Source organism: Klebsiella ornithinolytica, from assembly GCF_030505655.1.
Taxonomy (GTDB): Bacteria; Pseudomonadota; Gammaproteobacteria; order Enterobacterales; family Enterobacteriaceae; genus Klebsiella; species Klebsiella ornithinolytica.
This window is the reverse complement of sequence record NZ_CP130153.1, coordinates 2,795,498-2,821,119: the sequence shown is the minus strand read 5'-3', so window position 1 is coordinate 2,821,119 and position 25,622 is coordinate 2,795,498. Positions and strand designations below refer to the sequence as shown.

24 protein-coding genes and 1 riboswitch are annotated in these 25,622 nt (G+C 57.2%); of the genes, 17 read left to right on the top strand and 7 right to left on the bottom strand.

Annotated features, from left to right (window positions below):
• The first annotated feature begins 26 nt into the window (after nucleotides 1-26).
• The 7 genes from Q1L34_RS13590 (at nucleotide 27) to Q1L34_RS13560 (ending at nucleotide 7,417) form a co-directional block, all read left to right on the top strand.
• Nucleotides 27-878 (top strand): class I fructose-bisphosphate aldolase, encoded by an 852-nt coding sequence (locus Q1L34_RS13590; RefSeq protein ID WP_004861860.1) that lies wholly within the window; start codon nucleotides 27-29, stop codon nucleotides 876-878.
• 15 nt (nucleotides 879-893) lie between these two features.
• A complete protein-coding gene (locus Q1L34_RS13585; RefSeq protein ID WP_004861863.1) occupies nucleotides 894-1,880 on the top strand; it encodes a YhfZ family protein in 987 nt (328 codons plus the stop codon).
• A gap of 159 nt (nucleotides 1,881-2,039) precedes the next feature.
• The gene (locus tag Q1L34_RS13580) at nucleotides 2,040-2,780 is read left to right on the top strand and encodes a glutamine amidotransferase (RefSeq protein ID WP_113991092.1); all 741 of its coding nucleotides are present in this window, start codon (nucleotides 2,040-2,042) and stop codon (nucleotides 2,778-2,780) included.
• Nucleotides 2,781-2,966: 186 nt separating this feature from the next.
• Nucleotides 2,967-3,959: an alpha/beta hydrolase gene (locus tag Q1L34_RS13575; RefSeq protein ID WP_327204096.1), complete on the top strand. Its 993-nt coding sequence runs from the start codon at nucleotides 2,967-2,969 to the stop codon at nucleotides 3,957-3,959.
• 84 nt (nucleotides 3,960-4,043) lie between these two features.
• Nucleotides 4,044-4,784 (top strand): response regulator, encoded by a 741-nt coding sequence (locus Q1L34_RS13570; protein WP_004861874.1) that lies wholly within the window; start codon nucleotides 4,044-4,046, stop codon nucleotides 4,782-4,784.
• Nucleotides 4,781-6,142: an ATP-binding protein gene (locus Q1L34_RS13565; RefSeq protein ID WP_032717441.1), complete on the top strand. Its 1,362-nt coding sequence runs from the start codon at nucleotides 4,781-4,783 to the stop codon at nucleotides 6,140-6,142. Before Q1L34_RS13570 ends, Q1L34_RS13565 begins: the two co-directional genes overlap by 4 nt.
• 84 nt (nucleotides 6,143-6,226) lie before the next feature.
• Nucleotides 6,227-7,417, top strand: a complete 1,191-nt coding sequence (locus Q1L34_RS13560) for a cytochrome c biogenesis protein/redoxin (protein ID WP_123629349.1) — start codon at nucleotides 6,227-6,229, stop codon at nucleotides 7,415-7,417.
• A 224-nt stretch (nucleotides 7,418-7,641) separates the two neighbouring features.
• On the opposite strand, the gene Q1L34_RS13555 is transcribed toward Q1L34_RS13560, so the two are convergent.
• From Q1L34_RS13555 to Q1L34_RS13530, 6 genes are all read right to left on the bottom strand, one after another.
• The gene (locus Q1L34_RS13555) at nucleotides 7,642-9,123 is read right to left on the bottom strand and encodes a pyridoxal phosphate-dependent decarboxylase family protein (RefSeq protein WP_160873090.1); all 1,482 of its coding nucleotides are present in this window, start codon (nucleotides 9,121-9,123) and stop codon (nucleotides 7,642-7,644) included.
• Nucleotides 9,124-9,132: 9 nt separating this feature from the next.
• On the bottom strand, nucleotides 9,133-10,518 hold the full coding sequence (locus Q1L34_RS13550; protein ID WP_015584344.1) for a diaminobutyrate--2-oxoglutarate transaminase: 1,386 nt from the start codon (nucleotides 10,516-10,518) through the stop codon (nucleotides 9,133-9,135).
• A 306-nt stretch (nucleotides 10,519-10,824) separates the two neighbouring features.
• A complete protein-coding gene (locus tag Q1L34_RS13545) occupies nucleotides 10,825-11,760 on the bottom strand; it encodes an ABC transporter substrate-binding protein (protein WP_064367562.1) in 936 nt (311 codons plus the stop codon).
• A gap of 9 nt (nucleotides 11,761-11,769) precedes the next feature.
• Entirely contained in the window at nucleotides 11,770-12,510 is a 741-nt protein-coding gene (locus tag Q1L34_RS13540; RefSeq protein WP_004861892.1) for an ABC transporter permease, read from the bottom strand.
• A complete protein-coding gene (locus Q1L34_RS13535; RefSeq protein WP_327204095.1) occupies nucleotides 12,507-13,235 on the bottom strand; it encodes an ABC transporter ATP-binding protein in 729 nt (242 codons plus the stop codon). Before Q1L34_RS13535 ends, Q1L34_RS13540 begins: the two co-directional genes overlap by 4 nt.
• Nucleotides 13,232-13,924, bottom strand: a complete 693-nt coding sequence (locus Q1L34_RS13530; RefSeq protein ID WP_004861896.1) for a TenA family protein — start codon at nucleotides 13,922-13,924, stop codon at nucleotides 13,232-13,234. The genes Q1L34_RS13535 and Q1L34_RS13530 overlap by 4 nt, the downstream gene beginning before the upstream one ends.
• Nucleotides 13,925-13,990: 66 nt before the next feature.
• Nucleotides 13,991-14,092, bottom strand: a riboswitch (TPP riboswitch).
• Nucleotides 14,093-14,384: 292 nt separating this feature from the next.
• Here Q1L34_RS13530 and Q1L34_RS13525 point away from each other — a divergent pair.
• From Q1L34_RS13525 to Q1L34_RS13480, 10 genes are all read left to right on the top strand, one after another.
• On the top strand, nucleotides 14,385-15,512 hold the full coding sequence (locus Q1L34_RS13525; protein ID WP_004861901.1) for a BamA/TamA family outer membrane protein: 1,128 nt from the start codon (nucleotides 14,385-14,387) through the stop codon (nucleotides 15,510-15,512).
• 17 nt (nucleotides 15,513-15,529) lie between these two features.
• On the top strand, nucleotides 15,530-16,489 hold the full coding sequence (locus tag Q1L34_RS13520) for a porin family protein (RefSeq protein WP_015584341.1): 960 nt from the start codon (nucleotides 15,530-15,532) through the stop codon (nucleotides 16,487-16,489).
• A 53-nt stretch (nucleotides 16,490-16,542) separates the two neighbouring features.
• Nucleotides 16,543-17,649 carry a DUF4056 domain-containing protein gene (locus Q1L34_RS13515; RefSeq protein ID WP_004861907.1) on the top strand — a complete coding sequence of 369 codons (1,107 nt, stop codon included), beginning with the start codon at nucleotides 16,543-16,545 and terminating at the stop codon, nucleotides 17,647-17,649.
• Between the two features lie 228 nt (nucleotides 17,650-17,877).
• On the top strand, nucleotides 17,878-19,119 hold the full coding sequence (locus tag Q1L34_RS13510) for a GGDEF domain-containing protein (protein WP_004861912.1): 1,242 nt from the start codon (nucleotides 17,878-17,880) through the stop codon (nucleotides 19,117-19,119).
• Between the two features lie 19 nt (nucleotides 19,120-19,138).
• The gene (locus Q1L34_RS13505; RefSeq protein ID WP_048023555.1) at nucleotides 19,139-19,771 is read left to right on the top strand and encodes a class I SAM-dependent DNA methyltransferase; all 633 of its coding nucleotides are present in this window, start codon (nucleotides 19,139-19,141) and stop codon (nucleotides 19,769-19,771) included.
• Nucleotides 19,772-19,984: 213 nt separating this feature from the next.
• A complete protein-coding gene (locus tag Q1L34_RS13500) occupies nucleotides 19,985-20,938 on the top strand; it encodes a hypothetical protein (protein ID WP_004861921.1) in 954 nt (317 codons plus the stop codon).
• Between the two features lie 133 nt (nucleotides 20,939-21,071).
• A complete protein-coding gene (locus tag Q1L34_RS13495; RefSeq protein ID WP_032724724.1) occupies nucleotides 21,072-21,497 on the top strand; it encodes a hypothetical protein in 426 nt (141 codons plus the stop codon).
• A 5-nt stretch (nucleotides 21,498-21,502) separates the two neighbouring features.
• Nucleotides 21,503-22,057, top strand: a complete 555-nt coding sequence (locus Q1L34_RS13490; protein WP_004861926.1) for an RNA polymerase sigma factor — start codon at nucleotides 21,503-21,505, stop codon at nucleotides 22,055-22,057.
• A 202-nt stretch (nucleotides 22,058-22,259) separates the two neighbouring features.
• Nucleotides 22,260-22,532, top strand: a complete 273-nt coding sequence (hipB, locus tag Q1L34_RS13485) for a type II toxin-antitoxin system antitoxin HipB (RefSeq protein ID WP_032717448.1) — start codon at nucleotides 22,260-22,262, stop codon at nucleotides 22,530-22,532.
• Complete coding sequence (locus Q1L34_RS13480) at nucleotides 22,532-23,863, top strand: type II toxin-antitoxin system HipA family toxin (protein WP_015584335.1); 1,332 nt, start codon at nucleotides 22,532-22,534, stop codon at nucleotides 23,861-23,863. The genes hipB and Q1L34_RS13480 overlap by 1 nt, the downstream gene beginning before the upstream one ends.
• Here Q1L34_RS13480 and Q1L34_RS13475 read toward each other — a convergent pair.
• Entirely contained in the window at nucleotides 23,796-25,202 is a 1,407-nt protein-coding gene (locus Q1L34_RS13475; protein ID WP_015584334.1) for a glycoside hydrolase family 10-like protein, read from the bottom strand. The genes Q1L34_RS13480 and Q1L34_RS13475 overlap by 68 nt on opposite strands.
• Nucleotides 25,203-25,622 lie beyond the last annotated feature (420 nt).

Genomic DNA, 25,622 nt, shown 5'->3' with positions numbered 1-25,622 from the left:
TTCCAGACTTTGTGAAGGAGAGCAAAATGGATAGTCGCACCGGTAAGGCAGTTCGTTTAGGTCGTATTTTGCGCCCGGAAACGGGGCGGGCAGTGGTTGTTGCCGCATCCCACGGGGTGATGTCAGGTCCTCCCTCTGGACTGAAAACACGCGATGAAATTGAAACTGTTTTCGCTCAGTTGCGTGATGCAGACGGCGTGATGGTGACTCCTGGGATGATTCCTGTGGTTGAAAAGACCTTTATTGGTCGCGACCGGCCTGGTTTTGTCCTGCATCTGGACTGGAAAAATCATGCCCGTTCTATCTATACCCCGGGTAAAGACGGCCGCAGTGAAGGCGTTCTGGCACAACTAGCGCACATCGAAGAGGTGTCCGCGTGTGGCATTGATGCAGTGATGACCTACATGTATCTGGGGCAGAAAGATACGGCGCTGGAACAGGCCGAGATTGCGCGCAATACGCGTATCGTACGCGAATGTGAGCGGCATGGGATTGGCGTTATTATCGAACCGCGTTCTGCGCTGGAAGGTGTCGATCCCGATGCCCTGAGTGCCAAAGTCATGAGTCTGTATTGCCGTATCGCCGCGGATATCGGCGCGGATCTGGTCAAAGCGCTCTGGCCGGGGTCAGTGGAGGATTTTGCTGCTGTAACAAGCACCTGCTATACTCCGGTGCTACTCGCCGGAGGCGCGGGTGGCGAAGATCCGCACTCAACCCTGCAGCTGGCTGCGGATGCGCTTCGGGCAGGCGCCAAAGGGGTGATGTTTGGTCGACGTATTTTCCGCGCACAGCAACCTGCCGGCGTCCTTCGTGCGCTCAATGCTGTCGTGCATGAAGGTCAAAGCGTTGAACAAGCGTTACAGTATCTGGAACAGTAAAAGTCGGCGAAAACAATGACGGTTATTGCGCGTGAAGCAAAGCATCTCTCTCCGGTCGCATTTATTGCACGCTCGATTATTTCACTCGGCTTGTCCGGACGCCTTCCTACGACCTCCTGGTATCAGGATGTCCTGGAAATCGGTTCCGGGACCGTGCAGAAAGCGCTACAGGAACTAAAAAAATCCGGTGCGGTAACCCTTGTTTCTCGTGGTCATCAGGGGACCTTTGTGGTCTCCTGGGATTTTACATTGCTGTGGAACGCCGCCCGGATACCGCCGGTCCATATGCTACTCCCTCCTCGAGGCTCCCGGGAAGCGACCCAGGTGGCTTCCGCGCTGGTTGAGCAGTGTAGCCAATGGGGTGTCGTCACCACCGTTGGCTATCTGCGCGGCGCGCACTCGCGCCTGGCCGCCTTCAACGAAAACACCGCGGATATCGTTCTGCTCTCGTCCGGTTCGGCGCAAATGCTAATGAAGGATGCGGCTGCTGAAGGCTATGAGTTATTTGAAGTCGGCAACGGCAGCTATTACCGACCAGAAAGTCTGGTGGTGGTGGAAAAAACCGATACCGTGGCGGCGACGCGTTTACGCGTCGGAATTGATTTTCACTCCAGCGATCATCAGCGTCTTACCCGCGCCCAGTTTCCGGAGACGCAATGCGAATACGTTGAGGTCGATTTTACCTTGCTGCCGCGTTCCGTCTTCCTTGGTGAGATTGATACCGGTGTCTGGCATCAGGAGCCTTCGCTGATCCCGCTGGATAAAATTGGCTTAACGATTCGTGCGCTGGATAATCCTCAGGCGATGGCGTTGGCAGATGAGATTTCCAGCGCTGTGCTGGTTGTTCGTTCAACATCACCGGTTGCTCAGCTATTGCGGCAAGTTGATTTCGATAAGCTCAAACGACAGGCTATGCAACCCGTAAACACGTCTGATCCTTACTTTGCCAGCGTGCCGGATATTCTCCGCTTCCAGAAAATTGCCTCGATCGCGCGTACCTGATAGTGCAATAGGGGGGGCGTAAATCGTTTCCTTGCCGGCTTCCACGCGGAGCAGCGCTTATTCCCGCATGGTGTCACTCATAGAGATTGGTTATTTGTCGAAACAACCGCCTTTCTCCATAGTGAAAGGACTGTAGAAAGCATCGAAGGGTAACGGGCTATGGCGTTGAGAAACAAACTTCTTATTGTGCAGACCGGCGCGCCGCCGGCGGAAATTGAGGCCGAACATGGCGATCTTCCGCAGTGGTTTGGCCGGCTGCTTGCCCCCTGGCGTCAGCAGATCGCCACCGTGCGTGTCTATGCGGGGGAAACATTGCCCGATCCGGATAGCCAGACCGTGGCGGTAATGACGGGGTCATGGGCGATGGTCACCGATCGGCTGGCGTGGAGCGAGAAAACCGCCGCGTGGATCCGTTCGGCGATGGCGGTAGAGATGCCGTTATTTGGTATCTGCTACGGTCATCAGCTGATGGCCGACGCGCTCGGCGGCGAGGTGGCGTACCATCCGGCAGGACGTGAAACGGGATGCAAGGCGATTACGCTTTCCGCTGCCGGACGAACGGACCCGTTGCTCAGCGACCGGCCGGCCCATTTCCCCGCGCACCTCAGCCATCTGCAAACGGTCGTCAGGCTGCCGCCGGATGCGACGGTGCTAGCCGCTTCAGTGCACGATCCCCACCAGATAGTGCGCTATACCCGCCATGCGCTGTCCACACAGTTCCATCCGGAATTTACCCCTGAAATTGCGCGTTCATTGATCCACTATCGTGATGACGTGCTGCGAACGGAGGGGATCGATCCCCGGCAACTGCTGGATAAGGTGGAGGCGTGTCCGGTCGCGGCGGGAATATTAACCCGCTTCGTGGCCAACTATCTGGAGCCGGACGTTGCACATGCTTAACAGGCCGCTGAGGGCTTAACGTAAAGCGTTGGCCCGCACAGCGCGCCTTCCGTCTGTATCACAATGTATCTGCCGGGGGAGCAATACATCGCGATACAAAACCCCGCCATTCTGCGCATATGCCGTATACAAAACGCGGGTTAACTGTCTGGGTACGCTCTTCTCTTTCAGTTAACAGGTGGCTTTATGAACAGTTTATCTCGGGTCCGTAACGGTAGTGCGCTGATGCTGGCGCTGTCGGCTCTGTGGTCAGCCAGCGTTTGTGCGGCGGACGATGCCGGTGCATTCGATCATGTTCAACAGATTCAGGCCGGCGATCTGAATATCGGCTATGTCGATATCGGTCCGCGCGACGGTCAGCCGGTTATCCTGCTGCACGGCTGGCCGTATGATATTCATAGCTATGAGAAAGTGGCACCCGCGTTAGCGCAAAAAGGGTTCCGCGTTATCGTGCCGTATCTGCGTGGATATGGTTCCACCCGTTTTCTCTCTGCGAAGACGCCGCGCAACGGACAGCCGTCGGCGATGGCGGCAGATATTATTCACCTGATGGACGCCTTGCAGATAAAACAGGCCGATGTGGCCGGTTTTGACTGGGGGGCGCGTACCGCCGATATCATGGCGGCGCTGTGGCCGGAGCGGGTTAAATCGCTGGTTTCGGTGAGCGGGTATCTGATTGGCAGCCAGCAACTCGGCGCCAGGCCGCTGCCGCCGCAGGCGGAACTCTCCTGGTGGTATCAGTTTTATTTCGCCACCGCGCGCGGCGAGGCGGGCTATCGGCAGAATACGCGCGATTTTGCGCAGCTGATCTGGCATCAGGCCTCGCCGGGCTGGGCCTTCAGCGAAGCCGAATTTGCGCAAAGCGCCAAAGCGCTGATAAACCCGGACCATGTTGCCGTGACCATCAGTAACTATCGCTGGCGGCTGGGCATCGATAAAGGCGAACAGAAATATGCCGCCTATGAACAGAAACTGGCGCTGCTGCCGACGATTGCCGTCCCGACCATTACGCTTGAGGGCGACAACAACGGTGCGCCGCACCCGACGCCGGAGAGCTATCGGGCGAAATTTAGCGGCAAATATGAGCACCGGACCTTAACCGGCAACATCGGTCACAATCTACCGCAGGAAGATCCCGCCGACTTTGTTAAAGCGGTGGTCGATGCCGACCGTCTGTAGCGCGTGCGCCGGAGGCGGCGAGTTGCGCTTCCGGCAACAGCGCATATTCTTGTTGAGTTGCATTCATTCACGACGGAGCCTGCGGTGGAACATATTGACCATATTCTGGTTGTCGATGACGACCGCGATATTCGTGAACTGGTGACCGATTATCTGAATAAGTCGGGATACCGCGCCACGGGTGCTGCAAATGGTAAAGCGATGTGGTCAGTGCTGCAGGGTCATCATGTGGATCTGATTGTCCTCGATATTATGCTTCCCGGCGATGATGGCCTGATCCTCTGTCGCCAGCTGCGTAGCCACGGTCAGCAAAATATCCCGGTTCTGATGTTAACCGCCCGCACCGACGACAGCGACCGTATTCTGGGTCTGGAAATGGGCGCCGATGACTACCTGGTCAAACCCTTCGTCGCCCGGGAGCTGCTGGCGCGGATTAAAGCGATCCTGCGGCGCACGCGCGCGCTGCCACCCAATCTGCAAATTACCGAAGCCGGCAGACTGATTGCGTTTGGCGACTGGCAACTGGATACCTCCGCGCGTCATCTGCTGGATAATGACGGCACTATCGTCGCGCTGAGCGGGGCAGAATACCGACTGCTGCGGGTCTTTCTCGACCATCCCCAGCGGGTGCTCAACCGCGACCAGCTGCTGAACCTGACCCAGGGACGCGATGCCGAGCTGTTTGAGCGCTCCATCGATCTGCTGGTGAGCCGCTTACGCCAGCGGCTGCGGGAAGATGCCCGCGAACCGGCCTACATCAAAACCGTGCGTAGCGAAGGGTATGTCCTCGCGGTCCCGGTTGCCATTCGCGAGGTCCGCGAATGAGGCTGTGGCCCGCTTCTCTGCGGTCACGGCTGATGCTGATGATTTTCTTCACCTTACTGCTGGCTAATGCCCTGACCCTTTCGCTGCTGCTGTATGAGCGGATGAGCAGTGCCCGCAGCGTGATGCTGGGAAACCTGGAGTACGACGTGGCAACCAGCGTGGCGATCCTTGACCGACTTCCCGCCGCCGAGCGTCCGCAGTGGCTGGCGCGGCTGGCGCGTGGCAACTATCGCTACCGGTTGTCCGCCGGCGTCAGCGGACACTATCCTGACAGCTGGCGTTCCCGCGATGCGGTGCGTTCTCTGCAGGAAGCGCTGAGCGGCAGCTATCCGGTCAGCATTATTGCGGTGCCCGGTCCGCGTGAACATATTCAGGCACATATCACCCTGCATGACGGAGCGCCGCTGAGCATTGATTTATGGCCGCGGCTGCCGGCGATTGCCCGCTGGCTCCCGGCGGTGCTGATCGTCCAGTTCCTGCTGCTGCTGGCGTGCGCCTGGTATGCCGTGCGCCAGGTTGTGCGTCCGATGACGCGCTTTACCCGCGCGATTGACGCCCTGCAACCGGCGAACAGCGCGCCAGGCATGATGGCGGAACAGGGGCCGGTGGAAGTACAGCACGCCGCCCGGGCGTTCAACGCGATGCAGACGCGCATTCGCGACCATCTACAGGAACGCGCGCGGATCCTCGCGGCAATTTCCCACGATCTCCAGACGCCGATTACGCGCATGAAGCTGCGACTGGAAATGACCGACGCGCCGGAACTGCGCGATAAACTCCTGCAGGACCTCGACAATATGAGTCGTCTGGTCAGGGAAGGGATTGCTTTTGCCCGCTCGGCGCAGCCGCTGGAAGAGAAGCGCCAACGCCTCGATCTGAACGCGTTTCTGGACAGCATCGCCCTGGATTATGCCGATGTCGGCAGACCGGTTGCCTTTATCCCCGCCGAAGAGGGGCGCGTCGTGCTGACACAGCCTCAGGCGCTGCGCCGAATCATGACCAATCTGATCGATAATGGCTTAAAGTTCGCTGAGCGGGTCGATATTCGGTTGAGCTATGCAATGAATGGCGACCCCATCATTCAGGTGATGGATAACGGTCCGGGGATCCCGGAAGCGAGCCTGGAGGAGGTGCTGCAACCATTCTTTCGCCTGGAAAATTCGCGCAACCGTGAAACCGGCGGCACCGGGCTCGGCCTGGCGATCGCCGCGCAGCTGACCAGCCAGATGCCGGGAACGCTTCGCCTGGGGAACCGCCCGGAAGGGGGATTAGAGGCGATTATTCGTCTCGACTCCGCCGTTTTGTATCCGTCTGTATCTCGCGCTGAGACAGACAACTTAACAGACAAAAACCCGTAAATTCAGACACTTTATAACGACATTCGCCTGATGTAATACGCCTGCGGCCATGACCGGCCGCATGTTGATAACGAGGTGAATATGATGTCTCTTCCGATCGCTTTTTTCGGCGGTATGTTGACGCTGCTGAGTCCGTGTACTTTACCGGTGATCCCACTCATCTTTGCTAACCTTCGCGGTAAACGCAGCCATCTGCTGCTCCTGCTTGGCGGGATGGTGCTGATGTTTACCGGGATGTCGCTACTGGTGACGCTGGCCAGCAGCGGCATCGTCAGTCTGACCCTGGCCGGGCGCTGGCTGGCGCTGATTTTTCTGGCGCTGGTGGGGCTGAGCCTGCTCTCGCAACGTGTCGCCCAACGGCTTGCTTCACCGCTGGTGGCGCTGGGCAATCGTATCAACGATCGCAGCTATCGCCATGCCGGCGGATTCTCGGCGCTGCTGGCGGGGCTGGCCATCGGGCTGCTGTGGGCGCCCTGCGCCGGGCCGGTACTGGGGGCAATCCTTAGCTTTGCGTTTCTTAACGGCCAGTCGGTGACCACAGGCCTGCTGCTGGCCGCCTACGGCAGCGGTTGCGCCCTGATGCTGGCGCTGCTGTGGTGGTTGGGCTCAAAGCTGGTGGCGCGTCTGCATCGCGGGCTGGCCTTTAGCCAGCGGCTGCGTCAGCTGGCGGGAGGGGCGATCCTCGCCTCGGTGACATTGATTGCCAGCGGAGCGGACCGCTACCTGCAAGGCGCAAATGGTCTGACGCAGTCGCTGGAGCAACGTCTGAGCGCCAGCTTACCGCAGCGGGCGCAGACAACGGTACTACAACCGGTTGTCGCGCCACAACCAACCAGCGATATACCCGCGCTGCTCGGCGGTAGCGCATGGATCAACAGCCAGCCGCTGCGCCCGGCCGACCTGCAGGGGAAGGTGGTTCTGATCGATTTCTGGACCCGGGATTGTATTAACTGCCAGCACACCTTGCCGTATGTACGCGCGTGGGCGAACAAATATCGCGCCGCCGGGCTGCTGGTCGTGGGGGTGCATACGCCGGAATACCCGTGGGAACGCTCGTTGCCGGCGCTGCGTGACGCGGTGGCAAAATGGCAGCTGCCGTATCCGATCGTCGCGGACAACGGTTACGCTATCTGGAACGCCTTTGGCAACCAGTATTGGCCGGCACATTATCTGTTTGATGCCAGGGGGAAGCTGCGCTACACCGCTTTTGGCGAAGGGGACTACGTGCAGCAGGAGAAAATGATCCAGCAGCTGTTACAAGAGGCGAAAGCCTGAGTGGGGTAATAGTCCCGCTGGCGTTGCGCTGAAGCGGCCAGTGGCAGACGTTGACAGGTTATCAGTGGCCCGCTCAGCACTCAAATCGTGACGGTGTTACTTATTCCTGCTCCGCAGACAGAAATAAAAAAGCCGATAAGCTAAGTTATCGGCTTTTACCAACAAGTCTCATGGCGAGGATTGTTGAGCGGGGCGGCAGTCAACCACCGTCCCGCTCAAGGATATTACTTCGCCAGCAATTCCTGCGCGGTGCGTTCCACCAGATTCAGCAGCACCTTCACGTCTTCAAGCGTCACGATCGGGTTCAGCAGCGTCAGCTTCAGGCAGGTCATGCCGTTGTGCTCGGTCACGCCGACGTTTGCACGACCGGAGTCGAGCAGCGCATCCCCAACGCGTTGGTTGAGCAGGGCGATCGCGGCATCATCGCTGCCGGCCATCTGCGCCGGACGAGAGCGGAACAGCACGCTCGCCAGCTGCGGCTGCATGACCAGTTCCAGCGTCGGCTGAGATTTAACGTATTCCGCCACCTTTTTCGCCATGGTCACGCCGTGATCGATGATCGCCGCGTACTGTTTCTGGCCCAGCGCTTCCAGCCCCATCCACAGCTTCAGCGCATCGAAGCGACGGGTGGTCTGCAGCGATTTGGAGACCAGATTCGGCACGCCGTGTTCTTCATCGAACTCGGAGTTCAGATAGGCCGCCTGGTAGCGCATCAGCTCGTAGTGGCGTGCGTCTTTTAACAGAAACGCGCCGCAGCTGATGGTCTGGAAGAACTGCTTGTGGAAGTCCAGGGTAATGGAGTCCACACACTCAATGCCGTCCAGATAGTCGCGGTACTGCTCGGAGAGCAGCAGTGCACCGCCCCATGCCGCATCCACGTGCAGCCAGATCTGATGTTCTGCCGCCACGCCGGCGATAGCACGCAGCGGGTCGATAGCGCCCGCGTCGGTTGTGCCAGCGGTGGCGACGATCGCCATGATCTGCTCGCCGTTAGCCTGCGCTTCGGCGATTTTCGCTTTCAGGTCAGCGACGTCCATCCGCGCGAATTCGTCGGTTTTCACCAGCGTCACGGCGCGGTAGCCGAGGCCCATCAGCGCCATGTTCTTCTGCACCGAGAAGTGGGCATTTTCAGAGCACAGCACTTTATACTGACGCACGTCACCCGGCAGACCGTCCTGCTGGATAGAGTGCCCCTGACGAGCGAAGAAGGCATCGCGCGCCAGCATCAGCCCCATCAGGTTGCTTTGGGTGCCGCCGCTGGTGAAGACGCCGGCGTCGCCGGCCGGGTAACCGACCTGAGCACGCAGCCATTCGATCAGCTTCATCTCAATGATGGTCGCCGACGGGCTTTGGTCCCAGGAGTCCATGCTCTGGTTGGTCGCGTTAATCAGTACTTCCGCCGCCTGGCTAACGACCAGGCTCGGACAGTGCAGATGCGCCACGCACTGCGGGTGATGCACCGACAGGCTGTCTTTCAGGAAGTACTCGATCGCACGTTCAATCGCCGCCTGGTTACCCAGACCCTGCTCGGTGAACTCAAGGGTAATGCGCTCACGCAGTTCGGCGACGCTTTTACCTTGATACATCTCAGGCTGCTGCAACCATTGCGCGACGGCCTGGCTGGTCTGGGCGATCGCCTGCTGATAAGCCTCAATACTTTGCGGCGAACCAGCAAGAATCGGATTCAATTTGGACATTGCGGTCACTCGCTCCACTCAGACCGGTTTGACACCGGCGGCCAGCATGGCCTGTTCAAATTTGTCGAGGAAAATTTCCAGCTCGGCGTTGCTGATCAGCAGCGACGGCAGCAGACGCAGTACGCAGCCGCCACGGCCACCGCGCTCGAGGATCAGGCCCGCTTCGAAACATTTCTTCTGCAGCAGGGCGGACAGCGCGCCGTCAGCCGGGTAGCAGCCCATATGATCCTGCTCGCCATTCGGGTTCACGATCTCAATACCGATCATCAGACCCAGACCGCGAATGTGACCCATGACCGGGAAACGCTTCTGCATATCGGCCAGTTTGCCTTTCAGCCATTCGCCCTGCGCGGCCACTTTGCCGGCAATGTCGTTGTCTTTCAGGTGACGCAGGGTGGTCAGCCCGGTGGCCATCGCCAGCTGGTTGCCACGGAAGGTGCCGGTATGGTGGCCCGGTTCCCAGGCGTCAAACTGCTTCTTGATACCCAGAACGGCCAGCGGCAGACCGCCGCCGACGGCTTTCGACATCACGATGATGTCCGGCTCAATGCCGGCGTGTTCGAAGGCAAACAGCTTACCGGTACGGGCAAAGCCAGCCTGAACTTCGTCGATGATCAGCAGAATGCCATGTTCCTGAGTCACTTTGCGGATGCGCTGCAGCCACTCAACCGGAGCCGGGTTCACGCCGCCTTCGCCCTGAACGGCTTCGAGAATGACCGCCGCCGGTTTACGCACGCCGCTTTCCACGTCGTTGATCAGGTTTTCGAAGTAGTAGGTCAGCGCTTTCACGCCCGCTTCGCCACCGATACCCAGCGGGCAGCGGTACTGATGCGGATACGGCATAAACTGCACTTCTGGCATCATGCCGTTGACGGCTTCTTTCGGTGACAGGTTGCCGGTTACCGACAGCGCGCCGTGGGTCATACCGTGGTAGCCGCCGGAGAAGCTAATCACCGAAGAACGACCGGTGTATTTTTTCGCCAGCTTCAGGGCCGCTTCTACGGCGTCAGCGCCGGACGGGCCGGTGAACTGCAGGCAGTATTCTTTACCTTCTCCCGGCAGTAATGAGAGCAGGTATTCGGAGAAGCGATCTTTTAACGGGGTAGTCAGATCGAGCGTATGTAACGGCAAGCCGCTGGTAATGACACTTTGGATGCTTTGCAGCACATCAGGGTGGTTGTGACCAAGAGCGAGGGTACCAGCACCGGCAAGGCAATCCAGGTACTGTTTGTTATCCGCATCGGTTAACCACACGCCTTCCGCTTTTGCGATAGCCAGCGGCAGCTTGCGCGGGTAACTCCTGACGTTCGATTCGAATTCAGCCTGACGGGCCAAAAAGGTTTCGTTGTTAGCGTCCAATAAATCTGCACTTAAAGTATCAATACGGACTTTATCCGTCATCATATCACTCCCACAACCAGCGTTACGGTTGAACACTGGTTGAATAATTGGTTTTAGAAAATGAATCGCCATTCATAAAGCGCGCACAATATATGGCTTTTTAAATCGTCATTCAATGTTTTATTTATTGAGGTATTTTTACGTTATTTTTACACAACGAAAATCAATGGTAATGCTTTGATTTATATGATTTATTTAAAGTGTTATAAAACCATTAAAAGTGTAATTCTTAGTGAGGGAAAGCGCCGGGTTTTATTACCGCTTCGCTAAAGTAGCTGACGGAAATTCTTCCGTCAGCCGTATGGTTACTCAATCCAGTTCGACCGCATAATGAGTTAAAGGTGTGATTTTTTTAACCAACTTGTTGTTATATAAAAACTGTTCATAAGCTTCGTAGCGGGCCTTATCCAGCGCCGCGGGATGGGCGGCAAACAGGGGGGCCGTCTGCTGCCAGGCCTGCTGGTTCAGCTCGGTATTCAGCTCCGGATGAGCGGCGGCAAAAGCCTGCCAGGTTTCCTGCGGATGCGCGCGCAGATAGGCCACTCCCTCCTGCAGCGCGACGAGGAACTTTTTGATTTTGGCCGCATGAATTTCATCGCGGTTGGCGACAATCACCAGCTCGTCGTAGGCCGGAACGCCGAAATCTTCGACATTCATCACCTGCGGATCTTTACCCTGCAGCTTGAGCTCCAGCGCTTCAATATTACGATAGCCGCCAATCACCGCATCAACCTGGCCGGCCAGCAGGGCGCTGGTCAACTGGAAATTGACGTTAATCAGCTTGATGCTTTGCGGATCGATATGGTCATGTTGCGCCATAGTCGCCAGCGTAGCCTGCTCGATACCGCTAACCGAATAGCCGACTTTTTTCCCTTTCAGATCCGCGGGGGTTTTGATGCGCTTATCCAGAGCGATGATCGTGTTCAACGGCGAGTTAATCAACGTACCGACCCGCACCAGCGGCAGCCCCTCATCGGCGAAAAAGTGCACCTGCGGCTGATAGGTGATAGCCAGATCCGCCTGGCCGGCGGCCACCAGACGCGGCGGCAGGGCCGGGTCAGACGGCGGGACAATCTTCACGTCCAGGCCCTGCGCTTTAAAGGCGCCAATCTGTTCCGCCACCATAATCGGCGCATGGTCCGGGTTAATATACCAGTCCAGCACCAGGGTCAGCTTCTCGTTGGCCATCGCCTGTCCGCTGATAAGCGCGGTTAATGTGATGGCGGTGAAAACGGGTTTATGCATGATTATTCCTTATTCCGGTGTCCAGTTGATCAGCCGGTGTAATAGAGCATCCACTGCCAGCCATAGCAGAATGGTCAGCAGCACTAAAATAAACAGCGCCGCAAAGCAGACATCGGTTTGCATGCGCGCATTAGCATTGAGCATCACATAGCCCAGTCCTTCGGCAGAACCGACCCATTCGCCGATGATCGCGCCGATTGGCGCTACGGCCGCGGCCATGCGCAGGCCGGAACCCAGCGCCGGCAGGGCGGCCATCAGGCGAACATGTCGCAGCTGCGCCCCTGACGAGGCGCCCATCGTACGCGCCAGATCGAGGTAGTCGTGATTGACCCGCCGCAGGCCGTCAAAAAATGCCGACGTCACGGGGAAGAAAATCACCAGAACCGCCATCATCACTTTGGCGCTCATCCCGAAGCCAAACCACAGCACCAGCAGCGGGGCGAGGGCGAAAACCGGAATCGCCTGACTGGTCAGCACCAGCGGCATCAGCCAGCGCTGTAGGCGCGGCGAGATCATCATACACAGGGCCAACACCACGCCGAGCAGTACCCCGAGAGTCAGGCCGCTGAGGATCTCGCTCAAAGTAACCAGCGTGTGCCAGCTCAGCCAGCTGCGGTTGTTCCACAGGGCGGCGGCCACCGCCGATGGCGACGGCAGCAGGAACGCCGGAATGCCGCTGTTACTGAGCAGCCACCAAAACACCAGCAGGCCGCAGAACACCACGCCGCCGCGGAAAAGTTTCCCTCTCATCCGTTGGCCCTCATCAACTGTTGCAGTAGCGCGGCTTGTCCCCTCAGCAGCGCCGGATCGTCCGGCGCCCGCGGCGGTTTCCCCGTCAGATGATGGGAGTCATCAATGCCGCCGGGCGGCGGCGAGAGCACCAGCAGGCGATGGCTGAGCCGGCAGGCTTCCATCGGATCGTGGGTAATCAACACCACCGTACGCTGAGTCAGCAGTTCCGCTGCCAGCGTCTGGATACGCGTGCGGGTAAGGGTGTCCAGCGCCGAAAAAGGCTCATCCATTAACACGATCGGCCGATCTTCATACAGCGTGCGCGCCAGCGCCGCCCGCTGACGCATGCCGCCGGAGAGCGACGCCGGACGATCGTCGGCGCAGTGGCTGAGTCCCACCTGCTCTAATAACCTCGCAACCCGCTGCCGATCGACGCGCTCTCCGCGCAGGCGGGCGCCAAGCGCTACATTGTCGCGCACGCTTAGCCACGGATAGAGCAGGTCCTTTTGCCCCATCCAGGCCAGACGAGGGGCCAGCGGGCGACCGTCGCTGGCCTGAACCTGACCGTGAGTGGGGGCGGCCAGTCCGGCGATAATTCGCAGCAGGCTGGTTTTGCCGGCACCGCTGGCGCCCAGCAGCGAAATCCACTGTTCAGCGGGAATATCAAACGACAACTTGTCAAAAATGACCCGTGAGCCGAAGCGCAGACTTAATTCCCGCACCGCGATAGTCGGAGCCGTCACTGAGCGACCGCCGCGGCATTCAGTCCCATCTGCCAGAAGTTGGCTTCCAGACGGGTGGCGGTGGTGAAGATGGCACCCAGCTCTGCGATGCGCGATTCGGCGCCGCGCTGCTGCCAGACACGCTCCAGCAGGCCGATAGCCGCCGTGACACCGTCGAGATAGCCCGCATCGCCGTAGTTACGGATCCAGGAGGCATAGGGGTTGTCGGTGAGCCGGGTGGCCGGATTGTGGAGCAGTCCGAGGCCGATTTCCGCATAGCCAGCCACGCAGGGCATCAGCGCCACCAGCAGATCGAGCGCATCGCCGGAATGACCGATATCCAGCACGTAGCGGGTGTAGTTTACCGTCTCCGGCGCTTCGCTTTCGGCGGCCATTGTCGCTTCGTCCAGCCCCCAGCCCGCGCAATAGCCGACGTGCAGCGGCAGTTCGCCAAGAATCGCGTTCATTGAGGCGGCCGCGGCGCGCATCTCCGGGAGCGTGCGCAGTTTGCTGACCAGCAGGGCATAGCTACGGGCAAAGTGGATCAGGAACAGGTAGTCCTGAGTCAGATAGCGTCGGAAGGCGCGTTCGGGCAAGGTACCGTCGGCAAGCTGGCGGAGAAAAGGATGGGCAACGTACTGTTCCCAGTCGCCTCCCGCCTGCTGGCGCAGACGACCATAAATACCCTGGGTAAAGATCGGCAGAATCACAGGACCTCCTGATTACGGGGGAGATCCGGGTGTGCGGAAGTATGAACAGGCAATGGCGGTAAACTGGCAAAATTGCCGACCCGTCCCTTCGCTGGCATGACCCAGATCAGGTTCAAAGGGTTCGGCTTACGCCATCTCAGCCCTCACGGGACACCCCTCGGTTGCGCCATGTTATACGGCATTCACTTTTTGATTACAATCCCGGCCGCGGGCGAATTGGTATCTGAATATGTGACACCGTCACTTACCATGATGGCTAAAAACTCAGCGCCAGCATATTTTCGCCGTAGACCATTGGCTTTCTATGCGTTTTTAACTGGCTAATTTGTCCAGAATTAAAAAAAACCGCCGGCCGAAAATTGGTAGTTCATGGCACCATAGGATATATTTTCATTACCATGAAACCCATTATTCTTCAGCCACATGGGCATTCAGAACCCATCACGGCGCCGGAGAGTGCATGAAGTTTTCGCTACCGACCTTATTGCTGGCGCTCATCGTGCCACTTTCCCTTCCCGCCGTTGGCGCCGATCTGTTCGATCCCGAAGATGGCATGCTGGATATGAGCCGCTATCTCCAGGATAACCAGTACGGGTTTCTTCCGGTGCCTGTGGTGATAACCGAGCCGGCGGTGGGCTACGGCGGGGGGCTGTTTGGTCTCTTTTTGCACGGTAAAGGGACGCGGGATGGCGATCATTTTATTCCGCCGCCGATCACCGCTTTTGGCGGCGGTGGAACGCAGAACGGGACCTGGTTTATCGGCGGCGGCCACCGGCATACCTGGAATAATGACCGTATCCGCTATCTGCTGCTGCTGGGCTACGCCAATATTAAACTGGATATCTATTCCGACGGATTGACCAGTTTTAACAAAAATACCGCTATCCATTCGCAGACCCGCGGCTATGGCGGTCTGCAAAAACTGCTGTTTCGCGTAGGCGACACGCCGGTATTTGTCGGGGCCTCTCAGGTGTATGCGAAAACCGACGTTTCCGCCGATAACCCGGTCGTTAATCGGGTATGGCAGCAGGTGCTGGGTCAGGAGAGTGCATCATCGGCGCTGGGCGTGGTGGCGGAATATGACACTACGGATAATTTTTTCTATCCTGAGAAGGGGTTATCGGTACAAAGCGAATATCGATTTTTCCGTTCATTGTTAGGTGGCGACTATCATTACGATCAGTTCTCTGTCGATGGGAAATACTATATCCCGCTCAGTCGCACGCTGACGCTCGCCGTGGCTGGCAACTATCAGTCGTTGACCCACCATGATAAGCGCCTGACGCCAATGGCTCGCCCTTATATCGAATTACGCGGGATTTCTCGTTACCGCTATCAGGGGGATTATGTCAGTACGGCGCAGACCCAGCTTGCCTGGGAATTTCAGCCGCGCTGGATCCTGCAAGGGTTCGTCGGTATCGGCAGCGCCGCTGACGAGGCCCATTCATTGTGGGAGCAAACCGAAGTGGCGTGGGGGACAGGGTTTCGCTACCTGATAGCGCGCCAGTATGGATTACATACGGGGATTGATATTGCCTTCAGCGAACATGAACAGGCGCTTTATTTTAATGTAGGTTCCGGACTTTAAGGTCAGATGAGAAAAAAATGAGATGGACTAAAACCGTACTTACGTTGTTGTTAACGTCGGGCACCGCCTGGGGGGCCAGCACGACCGACAGTTCCGGCAGCAGTAACGACAGCTATTTTCCGATTTGGGGTGATGAGGCAAGGGCGCGTGGATACTCCATTCCGCTGCCTTTCGGGGTCAATTTAAGCTATATGAACATTCGCCAGGATATCCTGGTCGACAGTATCTCTTTTTCCGGACTGAAGCTCGGGAACCACCCGATACCGAGCGATATGTTCGCTATCGATGCCGGACACACGCGACAAAAGAGCAAGACCGAGAACCTGCGTCTGGATATGTGGGTGTTTCCTTTCTTAAATATCTACGGCATCGCCGGGCATACCAGCGGATCGTCGTTATCAAAAGTCTCCGTTGACGCCGATCCCTCAAAATATACCGGGATCGACCGGATTATTGCCGGATCCGTGCATCGGCTCCATGAAAACGGACAGCTGCAGGATATTGATTTTGCGCTCGATTTTAAAGGCACCACCTGGGGAACCGGGTTTACCCTCGCCGGCGGCTATGGCAACTGGTTCGGCCTGATCGATACCAACTATACCCGTACCGACTTCGATATTCTTGACGGTAAAATCTCGGCCACCACCGTGTCGCCGCGCATTGGCTATCGCTTTAATTTGCAAGGTATCGCCGGCCCGTCAAACTTAAGTATCTGGGTGGGCAGTATGTACCAGAACGTACAGCAGGAGTTCAAAGGCAATCTCTCCGATCTGCATATGCCGCCGGAACTCCAGCCGCTTATTGCTGCGGTTAATAAAGACGATCAGGGCAAGTTTGACGTGAAGCAGCGGCTCTCTTCTCCGTGGAACATGCTGGTGGGCGCGCAATATGAAATTACGCAGAACTTTAACGTCTTAACCGAGTTTGGTTTTAACGAACGTAATAGCTTCTTTGTTGCCGGAGAATACCGTTTTTAACCTCGCAAAATGCCGCCTGCGAGCGTCCGTTTTATGTCCTGGAGACGATGTTAATGCGTAATGGCTTGTTATTTTTGCTGGCGGCCGCGTTCTCGGTGTGCGCGAAGGATCCGGTATTACCGGTCGTTCCCACTCCCCGGGTCAAACCGGTGGTCAGCCAGCTGGCGCCGCCGGAATCGCTTCGTCCGTGCTGTGCTTTTGGCTATGATCTGCATGTCAGAGCGATTGGGGTGCCGATCCCGGTCTATCAAATTGGTAATGTCCTGACGCTCGATACGTTGGGTAAGCATCGTTACAACGACAGCGCGCTGGGGGCGGTAAAAAATCTTGTCGGGCTGAGTGAAGAGGAAAACGGGCTGATCTATACCCGTCGCGGCGGGTTTATCGATATCGCCCACGTGCGCGATACGGCGGATAACACTTTTTATCTCTTCTCCCGCATTTACCCGAATCTTGGACAGGCGGGGCGCATTTTCTACAGCGAGGAGCTGGGCGTCAGACGGATCCAGCTCAATGCTTTTATGCCGCCGGCTTCCCTGTCCCGACGCTATGAGATTGCCGCCTGGCTCGCAGGCCGTCTGGCCTATGAACTTGCGCAATGGCATGAAATTGCGCAGTGGAATGGTTTCCAGTCAGTTCCCGGTTTTTCGGAGGAAATCTCCGCCTTTTCCCCGGAAGATCTCTATTCGAATCTGCTGGGGGCACGGCTGGCCATCAGCGTCATTTTGCACGGCCATGCCGGTTCGGTTGACGACTATAACCGGGCGATGGACGTCGCGCTGAAAAAGGTGTTGGTGAAGCTGATGGTGGCTCCGCGCAGTGAAACGGAAAGTATGTTTCGCAAGCTGGATGGCGACTGGTGGAACAGCCAGCGTCGGGTTCCGGATAAATTTCTGGTGCTCAAACGCAATTACGATATGAGCGACGATCGGCTTCCGACGCCGGTCCCGTTCGAGAGGACGACGCCCTGGCGGTTAACTCTGCCGCAGACGGTGGACGGCTTTTCGCTCGCAGAACTTGGTCAGTTGCAAATTCATCCGGGGCAGGACATGCAGATGCTGCCAGTGCCGGAGACCTTCTATACCCCCGGGCAGTTCCAGGGACTGGCCGATCGCGCCGAACGGGCGGATCAAACCCAGCTTGAGCGTATCGAGAAATAACTCAGGAACGGCGAGCGCCGGGGAGAATGCCCGGCTTCTGTCAGCGGCAGCGCCGTTTTGCTTTCCCGGTACACTTTCCATAATCAAAAAGGAACTATACTTCCGGCGTCTCCATCTCGTGTCTGAACTTTCGACGTCATTTCATTAGCTTATTAGCCTACGCCGTTGGGCCATATTGGCGATGAGCGCGTTGTTCAGAAGCGTGGTGCCTGTTCGCTGGAGGGCTGCATGTTATTAAAAGAGTTAATGATTTTTGATTTATTAAGCACCCCTGTTTGGGTGGTTCATCCTTTTAAAGAAGCAGTCGTCTATTGTAATCAGGCTTCCAGAACCCTCAGCGGAGCGATGTCGCTGGATGAAATGCGCAAAGGTACGCTCTCCAGCTGCCCGGAACGCAGCCTGCAGAATTATCTGTACTACTTCAAAAATATTGCTGAAGTATTCGAAGTGTGGACGATTCAAACCCCGGAAGGTCTGAGTCCGGTTTATTGTAAAACCACCCTGATTAAATCCGCAGAATATGACACATTAATTCTTTTTGAAGCGGCAAAGATCCTGCAGCAAAATGACTCGTTTAAGGCGCTCCCCGCGCACCCTTACAAACGGCGCAGCAATAGTTTCTTTTCGCGATTCTTTATGACCAGTTCTGCCCCGATGCTGTTGATTGACCCTGAACAGGACGGGCGAATTATTGATGCTAATATCGCCGCGCTGCGGTTTTATAACTATACGGCCGATGAGATGCGCACTCGCCATACCTGGCAAATCAATACTCTGGGAAGGGACGTGCTACCCGTGATGCGCAGCGTGGCAAGCTTACCCGGCGGCCACAAGCCGCTTAATTTTACCCATATTCTGTCCGATGGTTCTCTCCGCTACGTTCAGACCTATGCCGGACCGGTGGTGCTGAACCATATACGGTTGATGCTGTGTATTGTTCATGACATTACTGAAGAAGTGCATCTGAAGGAAGAACTTGAATTTGCCGCCACTCACGATCCTTTAACCGGATTACTTAACCGACGCGAGTTTTATCGTATTGTTGATTCTTCATTATTTCATTCAGGCGGTTTTTGCCTGCTGCTGGTGGATGTCGATAATTTTAAAGCGATTAATGATAGCTACGGACACCAAAAAGGCGATGAGGTGCTGCTGGCGATTTCCCGAATTCTTGAATCCGCTGCCAAAATTCAGGACAAGATCTATCGCTGGGGAGGGGAAGAATTTTTATTATTTCTCCCCGGCGCGTCAATCGCACCGGCGCTGGCGATGGCAGAAGCGATTCGCCACGCGGTCAGCTGTTATCATCTCCCCGAGCATGCCGGTACGGTGACGGTCAGTATCGGCGTCGCGGAACATCAAGAGGGTGAAGAGATCGATCAGCTGTTTAATCGCGTCGATAAAGCGCTGTATGCCGCGAAGAAAGAAGGGCGAAACCAGGTAAAACTTCATCTGGTCGAAAAATATTAAACACCTGGAGTACGAACGTATGCAATCCCCGGAACCTTCTCCCCCGGATAATCCGTGCGCTGAGGAGATCATCGATCTGTATGAGCGCCATGCCCGACGCTGGGCGGAACTGCGTTCAACCCACTTGTTTGAACAACCCTGGCTGGATACGTTTCTTGCGCGGGTGAGACCCGACGGTCATATTCTCGATATTGGCTGCGGTAACGGCACGCCTGTCGCCGCCTACTTTATCCGCCGGGGATATCGGGTGACCGGCATCGACGCCTCCCCGACGATGATTGCCCGCTGCCGCCGGGACTTTGCGCAACAACAGTGGATGGTGGCAGATATGCGCACCCTGGCGCTGGGGCAGCAGTTTGACGCGCTGCTGGCGTGGGACAGCTTCTTCCATCTGACCCGTGACGCCCAGCGCGCGATGTTTGCCCGCTTTGCGGCCCATGCCCGTCCGCACGCGCCGCTGATGTTCACCAGCGGGACCCACGATGGGGAAGCTATCGGGCGGTTTGAGGGGGACGAGCTCTATCATGCCAGCCTGGCGCCGGAAGCGTATCGCCTGCTGCTGGAAACCCACGGTTTTGAATTACTGAAGCATGTTGTCAACGACCCGTGCTGCGGCGGGCGCACGGTCTGGCTGGCGGTAAAAAACGCCTGAATCTGTGCCTTGCAACGATCGGCTGAGCGCGCGGACGACCAGGGGCCGGCAGAAAATACGTCAATCCGCGCGTTGGCTCGCCAGGAGGGATGCAAAACTATCGCTATACTGAATTATCATACCGATCCGCTGTTTTTCGTCAGGTCAGTATTTCATTGTCAGCCCAGGCTTTCGGGTAACCCTTTGATCTCCGGGTGAGGTTTCAAATAAGAAATGATGGTTTCTTTGCCACGTGCCTGCACTCTGTCTGCTGCCCTGTTGCTGGTCAGTCCGGCCTGTCTGGCTCTTGACGGTAGCCATTTAAAACAGCGCGCCGATGCCGTGCTGATGCTGATGAGCTACACCGTCGTCCCCGACGTCACCGCCAGCGACCTCAATATCGGCTCCGGCACCAATGAGAAAAATCAGCTGTCGATTACCCAGTTCGGCGGCGGGGCGACCCTGAGTAAACGTTATCCGATCTATTTAGAGGGAACGCTGGGCTACAGCCGCTACGATCCGCAGTTTGTCCTGAGCAACGGCGATGACAGCCGCACTATTCCGGCGAAGTGGAACAGCCTGACCGGGACCGGCGGCATCGGCTGGGACTTTAATCTGTATACCGATAAGTGGGGCGGTACGCTGGTCCTGCGGCCCATTTTTAACTTTATGCTGGGGACCATGGCCAGCGACGTGCGGATCGGCAGCCGGTTGATTGAGCATAAGCGGGATGCGGACTTTAAATTTCTTGACGGTGGACGGCTTAATGCATACGGGCTCGGTGGTTCGCTGATGCTGGATTACGAACTGTTCTCCAAAGAGCAGGATATCGATGTTGAACTGCGCTATTCCGGCATGAGCCTGCAAACCTTTGGCAGCACGCCGGAAGCCGTCAGCGGACAGTCCAGCGCCGAAAACCTGGGGCTGTATCTGCGTCGTCGGGCGCCCATTTCCGACTGGACGCTGTTGAAAAGCCCGGTGCGCTACGTGCTGGAAGGCGCGCATACCGAGTATCTGGGCGATCAGCGCGGGCAGCTTGGGTTTAACGGTCTTAGTTCGCTGGGAGTTGGGCTGGAGCTCGACAGCAGCCAGTATCCCGTGTTCATCAGCCGCACGCGTCTCGTCGCCCGCTATATGTTCGGGGATAATACCCGGGGCTACGGCGTCGGTTTAGCAATGAGTTTTTAGTCGCGTTTGTTCTGACTGCGCATCGAACTGTGCAACTTGCCGCTTTTTTTTTATTTTTTTAGCAATATTCCCGCCGCTCATTCGTCTACCTCAGCACAAGGTTACTTTTCACTACGTTAATGAGGTCACACTGATGAGAGATTTTGGAATGCACGGCTATGCGCGCGATCGCCGGTTTGGTCATCATCGAATGGCTAAACCGCTGATTATCGGCGTGGTGCTGATCGCGATTCTTGGGCTGCTGGTGATGTCGCTGTGGAATGCGCTGCTGCCGGCCATTCTTGGCGTCAAGAGTATCGGTTTCTGGCAGGCGTTAGGTATTCTGGCACTGTCGCGCATTCTGTTTGGCGGTCTGGGCTTTCGCCCCGGCATGTTCGGGATGCGTCGCCGGATGCACGAACGCTGGATGAAGATGAGCCCGGAACAGCGCGAAGAGTTTATTCAGCGCTTCCACCATCGCGCTTCTCGCGACCCGCGCGGGCATTGCGGCTGGCACGAACGCCGGGAGGAGAAAACCCCGCCGCAGAACGACGCGGTCAAAACGACGCCAGACGAGTGAGTCAGATGAAAACAGGGCCAGGCGGGGAGTCGCTGTTGCTATCGGCAATCAACGCCTGCCGCTCACGGCTGAGCGCGTTTATCCGCGGTCGGACGCCGGTGCGCGATGATGCGGATGATATCCTGCAGGAAGTCACCTGTCAGCTGATGACCGTGGAACAGCCGGTGGAGAACGTGGCGGCCTGGCTGTTTCGTGCGGCACGTAACGAGATGACCGACCGGGCGCGTAAAAAGCGTGAGCTGCCCTTGGCGGGCTATGTGAGCCCGGACGACAGTCTGCCGGAGGATGAGCTCTCAGAGACGCTGTTTGGCGTACCTCAAACGCCGGAAGAGGAGTATCTGAAAGCGCTGCTCTGGGAGGCGCTGAATCAGGCGCTGTCCGAACTGCCGACCGCCCAGCGCGAAGTCTTTGAGAAGACCGAACTGCAAGGCTACAGCTACAAGGAGCTGGCTGAAGAGTGCGGGGCCAGCGAGCAGGCGCTGCTCTCGCGCAAACATAAAGCCGTTCTCTATCTTCGTTCGCGTCTGCGGACCTTCTACGATGAGCTGGTCGACGGCTAAGCCCGCCGTCCGGTTCCGCGCTTTCCTCTCATGCAGCTCGTCTGACTAAGCCCAAAACACCCAAAATATCCCCATAAGGGGATATTTTTATGTTTATCCTTTAGTGGGGATAAATGGCGGACAGCGGCGAGCAATCCGGTTGACATTATCCCTGACAGGGTATAAACAGTGTTTTATCCGCAGAAGAGGATAAGGAAACCCGATGAGCCCTTCACCAACGATATACAGCCCGGTTCAGCTGGCAAACTATCTCAAGCTGGTGCGCCAGAAAAACCAGTGGACGCAGAGCGAGCTGGCTCAGCGTATGGGGATTAAACAGGCCACCGTCTCTAACTTTGAAAATCATCCCGAGAAAACGACGTTAACCACGGTGTTTAAAATTTTACAGTCACTGGAACTGTCGATGGCGATTTGCGAAAAAAATGCGCCGGATACCGACGATAACCGTGATAACCCGCGGGATCTGGAGTGGTAATGGCGACTCTCGTGACATGGATGAACAATGAGCGGGTCGGCGAGCTAATCAAGCAGGCGAACGGCGCACATCTCTTTCGCTATGAAGAGGCGTGGATGCGCAATCCGCGCGCCAGACCGCTCTCACTGTCGCTTCCGCTGCAGTACGGTAACATCACCGACGAGGCGGTATTTAACTACTTTGACAATCTGCTGCCGGACAGTCCGCGGGTACGGGACCGCATTGTTAAGCGCTATCAGGCGCGTTCAAAGCAGCCGTTTGATCTGCTGGCCGAGATCGGACGGGACAGCGTCGGGGCGGTAACGTTACTCCCGCCGGGAGAAAATGCGCCCCGCGGTGCGTTGAGCTGGGAGCCGCTGGATAACCACGCTCTGGATGCGTTACTGACGGCCTACCAGTCGGATATACCGCTCGGAATGGTCAACGAACACGATGATTTCAGGATCTCGGTGGCCGGGGCCCAGGAGAAAACCGCGCTGCTGAAAATCGGCGAGCAGTGGTGTATCCCGACGGGTACCACGCCGACCACCCACATCATTAAACTGCCTATCGGCGAGATCAAACAGCCGGATGCGGTGCTGGATCTCAGCGAAAGCGTCGATAACGAATATTTGTGTCTGGCGCTGGCCCGGGCGCTGGGTTTTGCCGTTCCGCCCGCCAGCATTATCCAGACAGCCAGTATCAGGGCGCTGGCGGTGGAGCGTTTCGACCGTCGCTGGGCGCAGGAGAAAACGGTGCTGCTGCGTTTGCCGCAGGAAGATCTGTGTCAGGCCTTCGGCATTCCGTCATCGATTAAGTATGAGTCCGACGGCGGGCCGGGCATTCGGGCAATTATGGCTTTTCTGGTTGGCTCCAGCGAGGCACTCGAGGATCGCTATAACTTTATGAAGTTTATGGTTTTCCAGTGGCTGATTGGCGCAACCGATGGCCACGCCAAAAACTTCTCGATATTCCTCCAGCCGGGCGGCAGCTACCGCTTAACCCCGTTCTACGACATTATCTCCGCGTTTCCGCTGCTTGGCGGAAAGGGACTGCACCTGAGCGATCTCAAGCTGTCGATGAGTCTGAAGGCCAGTAAAGGACGTAAAACGGAGATCCAGACGCTCTATCCGCGTCACTTTCTCGCTACGGCTAAAGAGGTAGGGTTTGCCCAGCAGCAGATGCTGGAGATTCTGCGCTATTTTGTCGATAACGTTCCCCGCGCGGTTGAGGCGGTAAAGGGGACTTTACCGCCTGACTTTTCACAACCGGTATATGAGGCGATCACCGATCGCTTACTGTGGGTCCATTCACGCTTGCAGAACGCAATGGCGGCGTCTCCGTCGGGCTGAGCGAGGGCCCGACGCGACTTCCCCAGCGGCTTTTCAGGTAGTTCACCGCCTGCCGGGTCTGCGGCTGGTTGAGATAGTTCTCGCGAAACAGGATCGTCCCCTGGATTTGCGGCATCGATTCGTTCAAATCCAGCTGTTTCTTCAGCTCCGGAACGCCGCCGTTGACCATCCAGTCGGGCTCATTTTTCGACGGCTCGCCAATTTTATACAGCGCCACGCCGATATACAGCCGGGTACCGGTCGGTTTCACCACGTCGGCCCACCATTTAGCAAGCACATCATAGCGGGCCGCATCACGGGCAAAGGGCCAGTACAGCTGAGGGGCGATGTAGTCAAGGAGCCCCTGCTGAACCCAGCTGCGGGTATCGGCGTAAGACTCATCATAGGCGGCCGCGCCGCGGGTGTCGGATCCTGCCGGATCGTGTGACCGGTTACGCCAGACGCCCGCAGGACTGACGCCGAACTCAACATCGGGATTAAGCTGCTTGATGGTGCGTGACACCTGGGCAATCAGCTGCTGGGTATTGTGTCGCCGCCAGTCCGCCTTTGAGGCATATCCTTGCCCATATTTCCGGTAGGTCTGGGTGTCGTTCAGCGCGGAACCCGGCGATTCGGTGTAGAAGTAATCGTCAAACTGCACGCCGTCAACCGGGTAGTGTTCCACCACTTCGGCAACGATGCTGGTTATCCAGTCGCGGACTTCCGGAATCCCCGGGTCGAGGACAAAGCGGTCGCCGGCGGTACGGATCCAGTCGCGATGCAGCACGAAGACGCTGGAGGGGATCTGCGACAGGGTTCCGTTGAGTTCGCTGACGGTTTTTGGCCGGGTGTTCACAGAGACGCGATAGGGGTTAAACCAGGCATGGACCCGCATACCGCGTTTGTGGGCTTCATCGAGCATAAACTGGAGCGGATCGTAGCCCGGATCCTGGCCGATGTGGCCGGTCAGCATATCGGACCACGGCAAAATTTTTGACGGCCACAGCGCGGTGCCATCCGGCTTGACCTGGAAGAAGACGGTATTGATGCCGAGGCTTTGCAGTTTATCCAGTTTATCGGTCAACGCTTTCTGCTGCTGACGGATCCGAACCGCAGGGTCGCCAGTCGTCACCGAGTCGACAGGCGGCCAGTCAAGGCGAGATACCGTTGTCAGCCAGACGCCGCGTACCGGTTCATGGGTTTTGGGTAAATGGGGCTGTTTCAGCGCCGGAGGAAGCGGAGTCACCAGAGAGGCGGGCGGTTTACCGGAACAGCTCACCAACAACAGCGCGGCGGCCACGGCCGCGGCGGACAGGGTGACTTTAGCGAAAACAGGGACGCTACGAGAGCAGAAAATCATATTCGTCATCGTTATAGGCCGTTGCGTGAAGATGCATTCTCCTACGATTCGGATTCAAGTCAATCAGTGTGTGTATTCTCCCCGCGTCTGACCTGTTGTTATGTGGGCTGGGCGGGCGCGGCGGCGAACGACGCCGCAACAGCGTCGGGTCGTTATCGCCGCCTTTTGCCGTCAGATGAGGTCAGCCGGCACGATGGAAATCATAAGAGTGGGCTATGCGTCCATAGCGCGGAATCCCTGTTAACGCGCCGCTTCTCGCGCGTCTTGTTATATTGTTCACAATACCGCAACAAAATTATTCACTCTCATGATCATTTTCGCACTTTTGCACCAGGGCAGTGCGCAACGAGTGAAAAGAGCAACTATGTTTAGCTCGCTGGTCGATATGGACGCCGCAGTTCCCGACTCGCCACGTGATGG

Coding starts and splice junctions, on each gene's coding strand:
- Q1L34_RS13590 (WP_004861860.1), top strand. CDS start 27: ATGGATAGTCGCACCGGTAAGGCAGTTCGTTTAGGTCGTATTTTGCGC.
- Q1L34_RS13585 (WP_004861863.1), top strand. CDS start 894: ATGACGGTTATTGCGCGTGAAGCAAAGCATCTCTCTCCGGTCGCATTT.
- Q1L34_RS13580 (WP_113991092.1), top strand. CDS start 2,040: ATGGCGTTGAGAAACAAACTTCTTATTGTGCAGACCGGCGCGCCGCCG.
- Q1L34_RS13575 (WP_327204096.1), top strand. CDS start 2,967: ATGAACAGTTTATCTCGGGTCCGTAACGGTAGTGCGCTGATGCTGGCG.
- Q1L34_RS13565 (WP_032717441.1), top strand. CDS start 4,781: ATGAGGCTGTGGCCCGCTTCTCTGCGGTCACGGCTGATGCTGATGATT.
- Q1L34_RS13560 (WP_123629349.1), top strand. CDS start 6,227: ATGTCTCTTCCGATCGCTTTTTTCGGCGGTATGTTGACGCTGCTGAGT.
- Q1L34_RS13550 (WP_015584344.1), bottom strand. CDS start 10,518: ATGATGACGGATAAAGTCCGTATTGATACTTTAAGTGCAGATTTATTG.
- Q1L34_RS13545 (WP_064367562.1), bottom strand. CDS start 11,760: ATGCATAAACCCGTTTTCACCGCCATCACATTAACCGCGCTTATCAGC.
- Q1L34_RS13540 (WP_004861892.1), bottom strand. CDS start 12,510: ATGAGAGGGAAACTTTTCCGCGGCGGCGTGGTGTTCTGCGGCCTGCTG.
- Q1L34_RS13525 (WP_004861901.1), top strand. CDS start 14,385: ATGAAGTTTTCGCTACCGACCTTATTGCTGGCGCTCATCGTGCCACTT.
- Q1L34_RS13520 (WP_015584341.1), top strand. CDS start 15,530: ATGAGATGGACTAAAACCGTACTTACGTTGTTGTTAACGTCGGGCACC.
- Q1L34_RS13515 (WP_004861907.1), top strand. CDS start 16,543: ATGCGTAATGGCTTGTTATTTTTGCTGGCGGCCGCGTTCTCGGTGTGC.
- Q1L34_RS13510 (WP_004861912.1), top strand. CDS start 17,878: ATGTTATTAAAAGAGTTAATGATTTTTGATTTATTAAGCACCCCTGTT.
- Q1L34_RS13505 (WP_048023555.1), top strand. CDS start 19,139: ATGCAATCCCCGGAACCTTCTCCCCCGGATAATCCGTGCGCTGAGGAG.
- Q1L34_RS13500 (WP_004861921.1), top strand. CDS start 19,985: ATGATGGTTTCTTTGCCACGTGCCTGCACTCTGTCTGCTGCCCTGTTG.
- Q1L34_RS13495 (WP_032724724.1), top strand. CDS start 21,072: ATGAGAGATTTTGGAATGCACGGCTATGCGCGCGATCGCCGGTTTGGT.
- Q1L34_RS13490 (WP_004861926.1), top strand. CDS start 21,503: ATGAAAACAGGGCCAGGCGGGGAGTCGCTGTTGCTATCGGCAATCAAC.
- hipB (WP_032717448.1), top strand. CDS start 22,260: ATGAGCCCTTCACCAACGATATACAGCCCGGTTCAGCTGGCAAACTAT.
- Q1L34_RS13480 (WP_015584335.1), top strand. CDS start 22,532: ATGGCGACTCTCGTGACATGGATGAACAATGAGCGGGTCGGCGAGCTA.
- Q1L34_RS13475 (WP_015584334.1), bottom strand. CDS start 25,202: ATGATTTTCTGCTCTCGTAGCGTCCCTGTTTTCGCTAAAGTCACCCTG.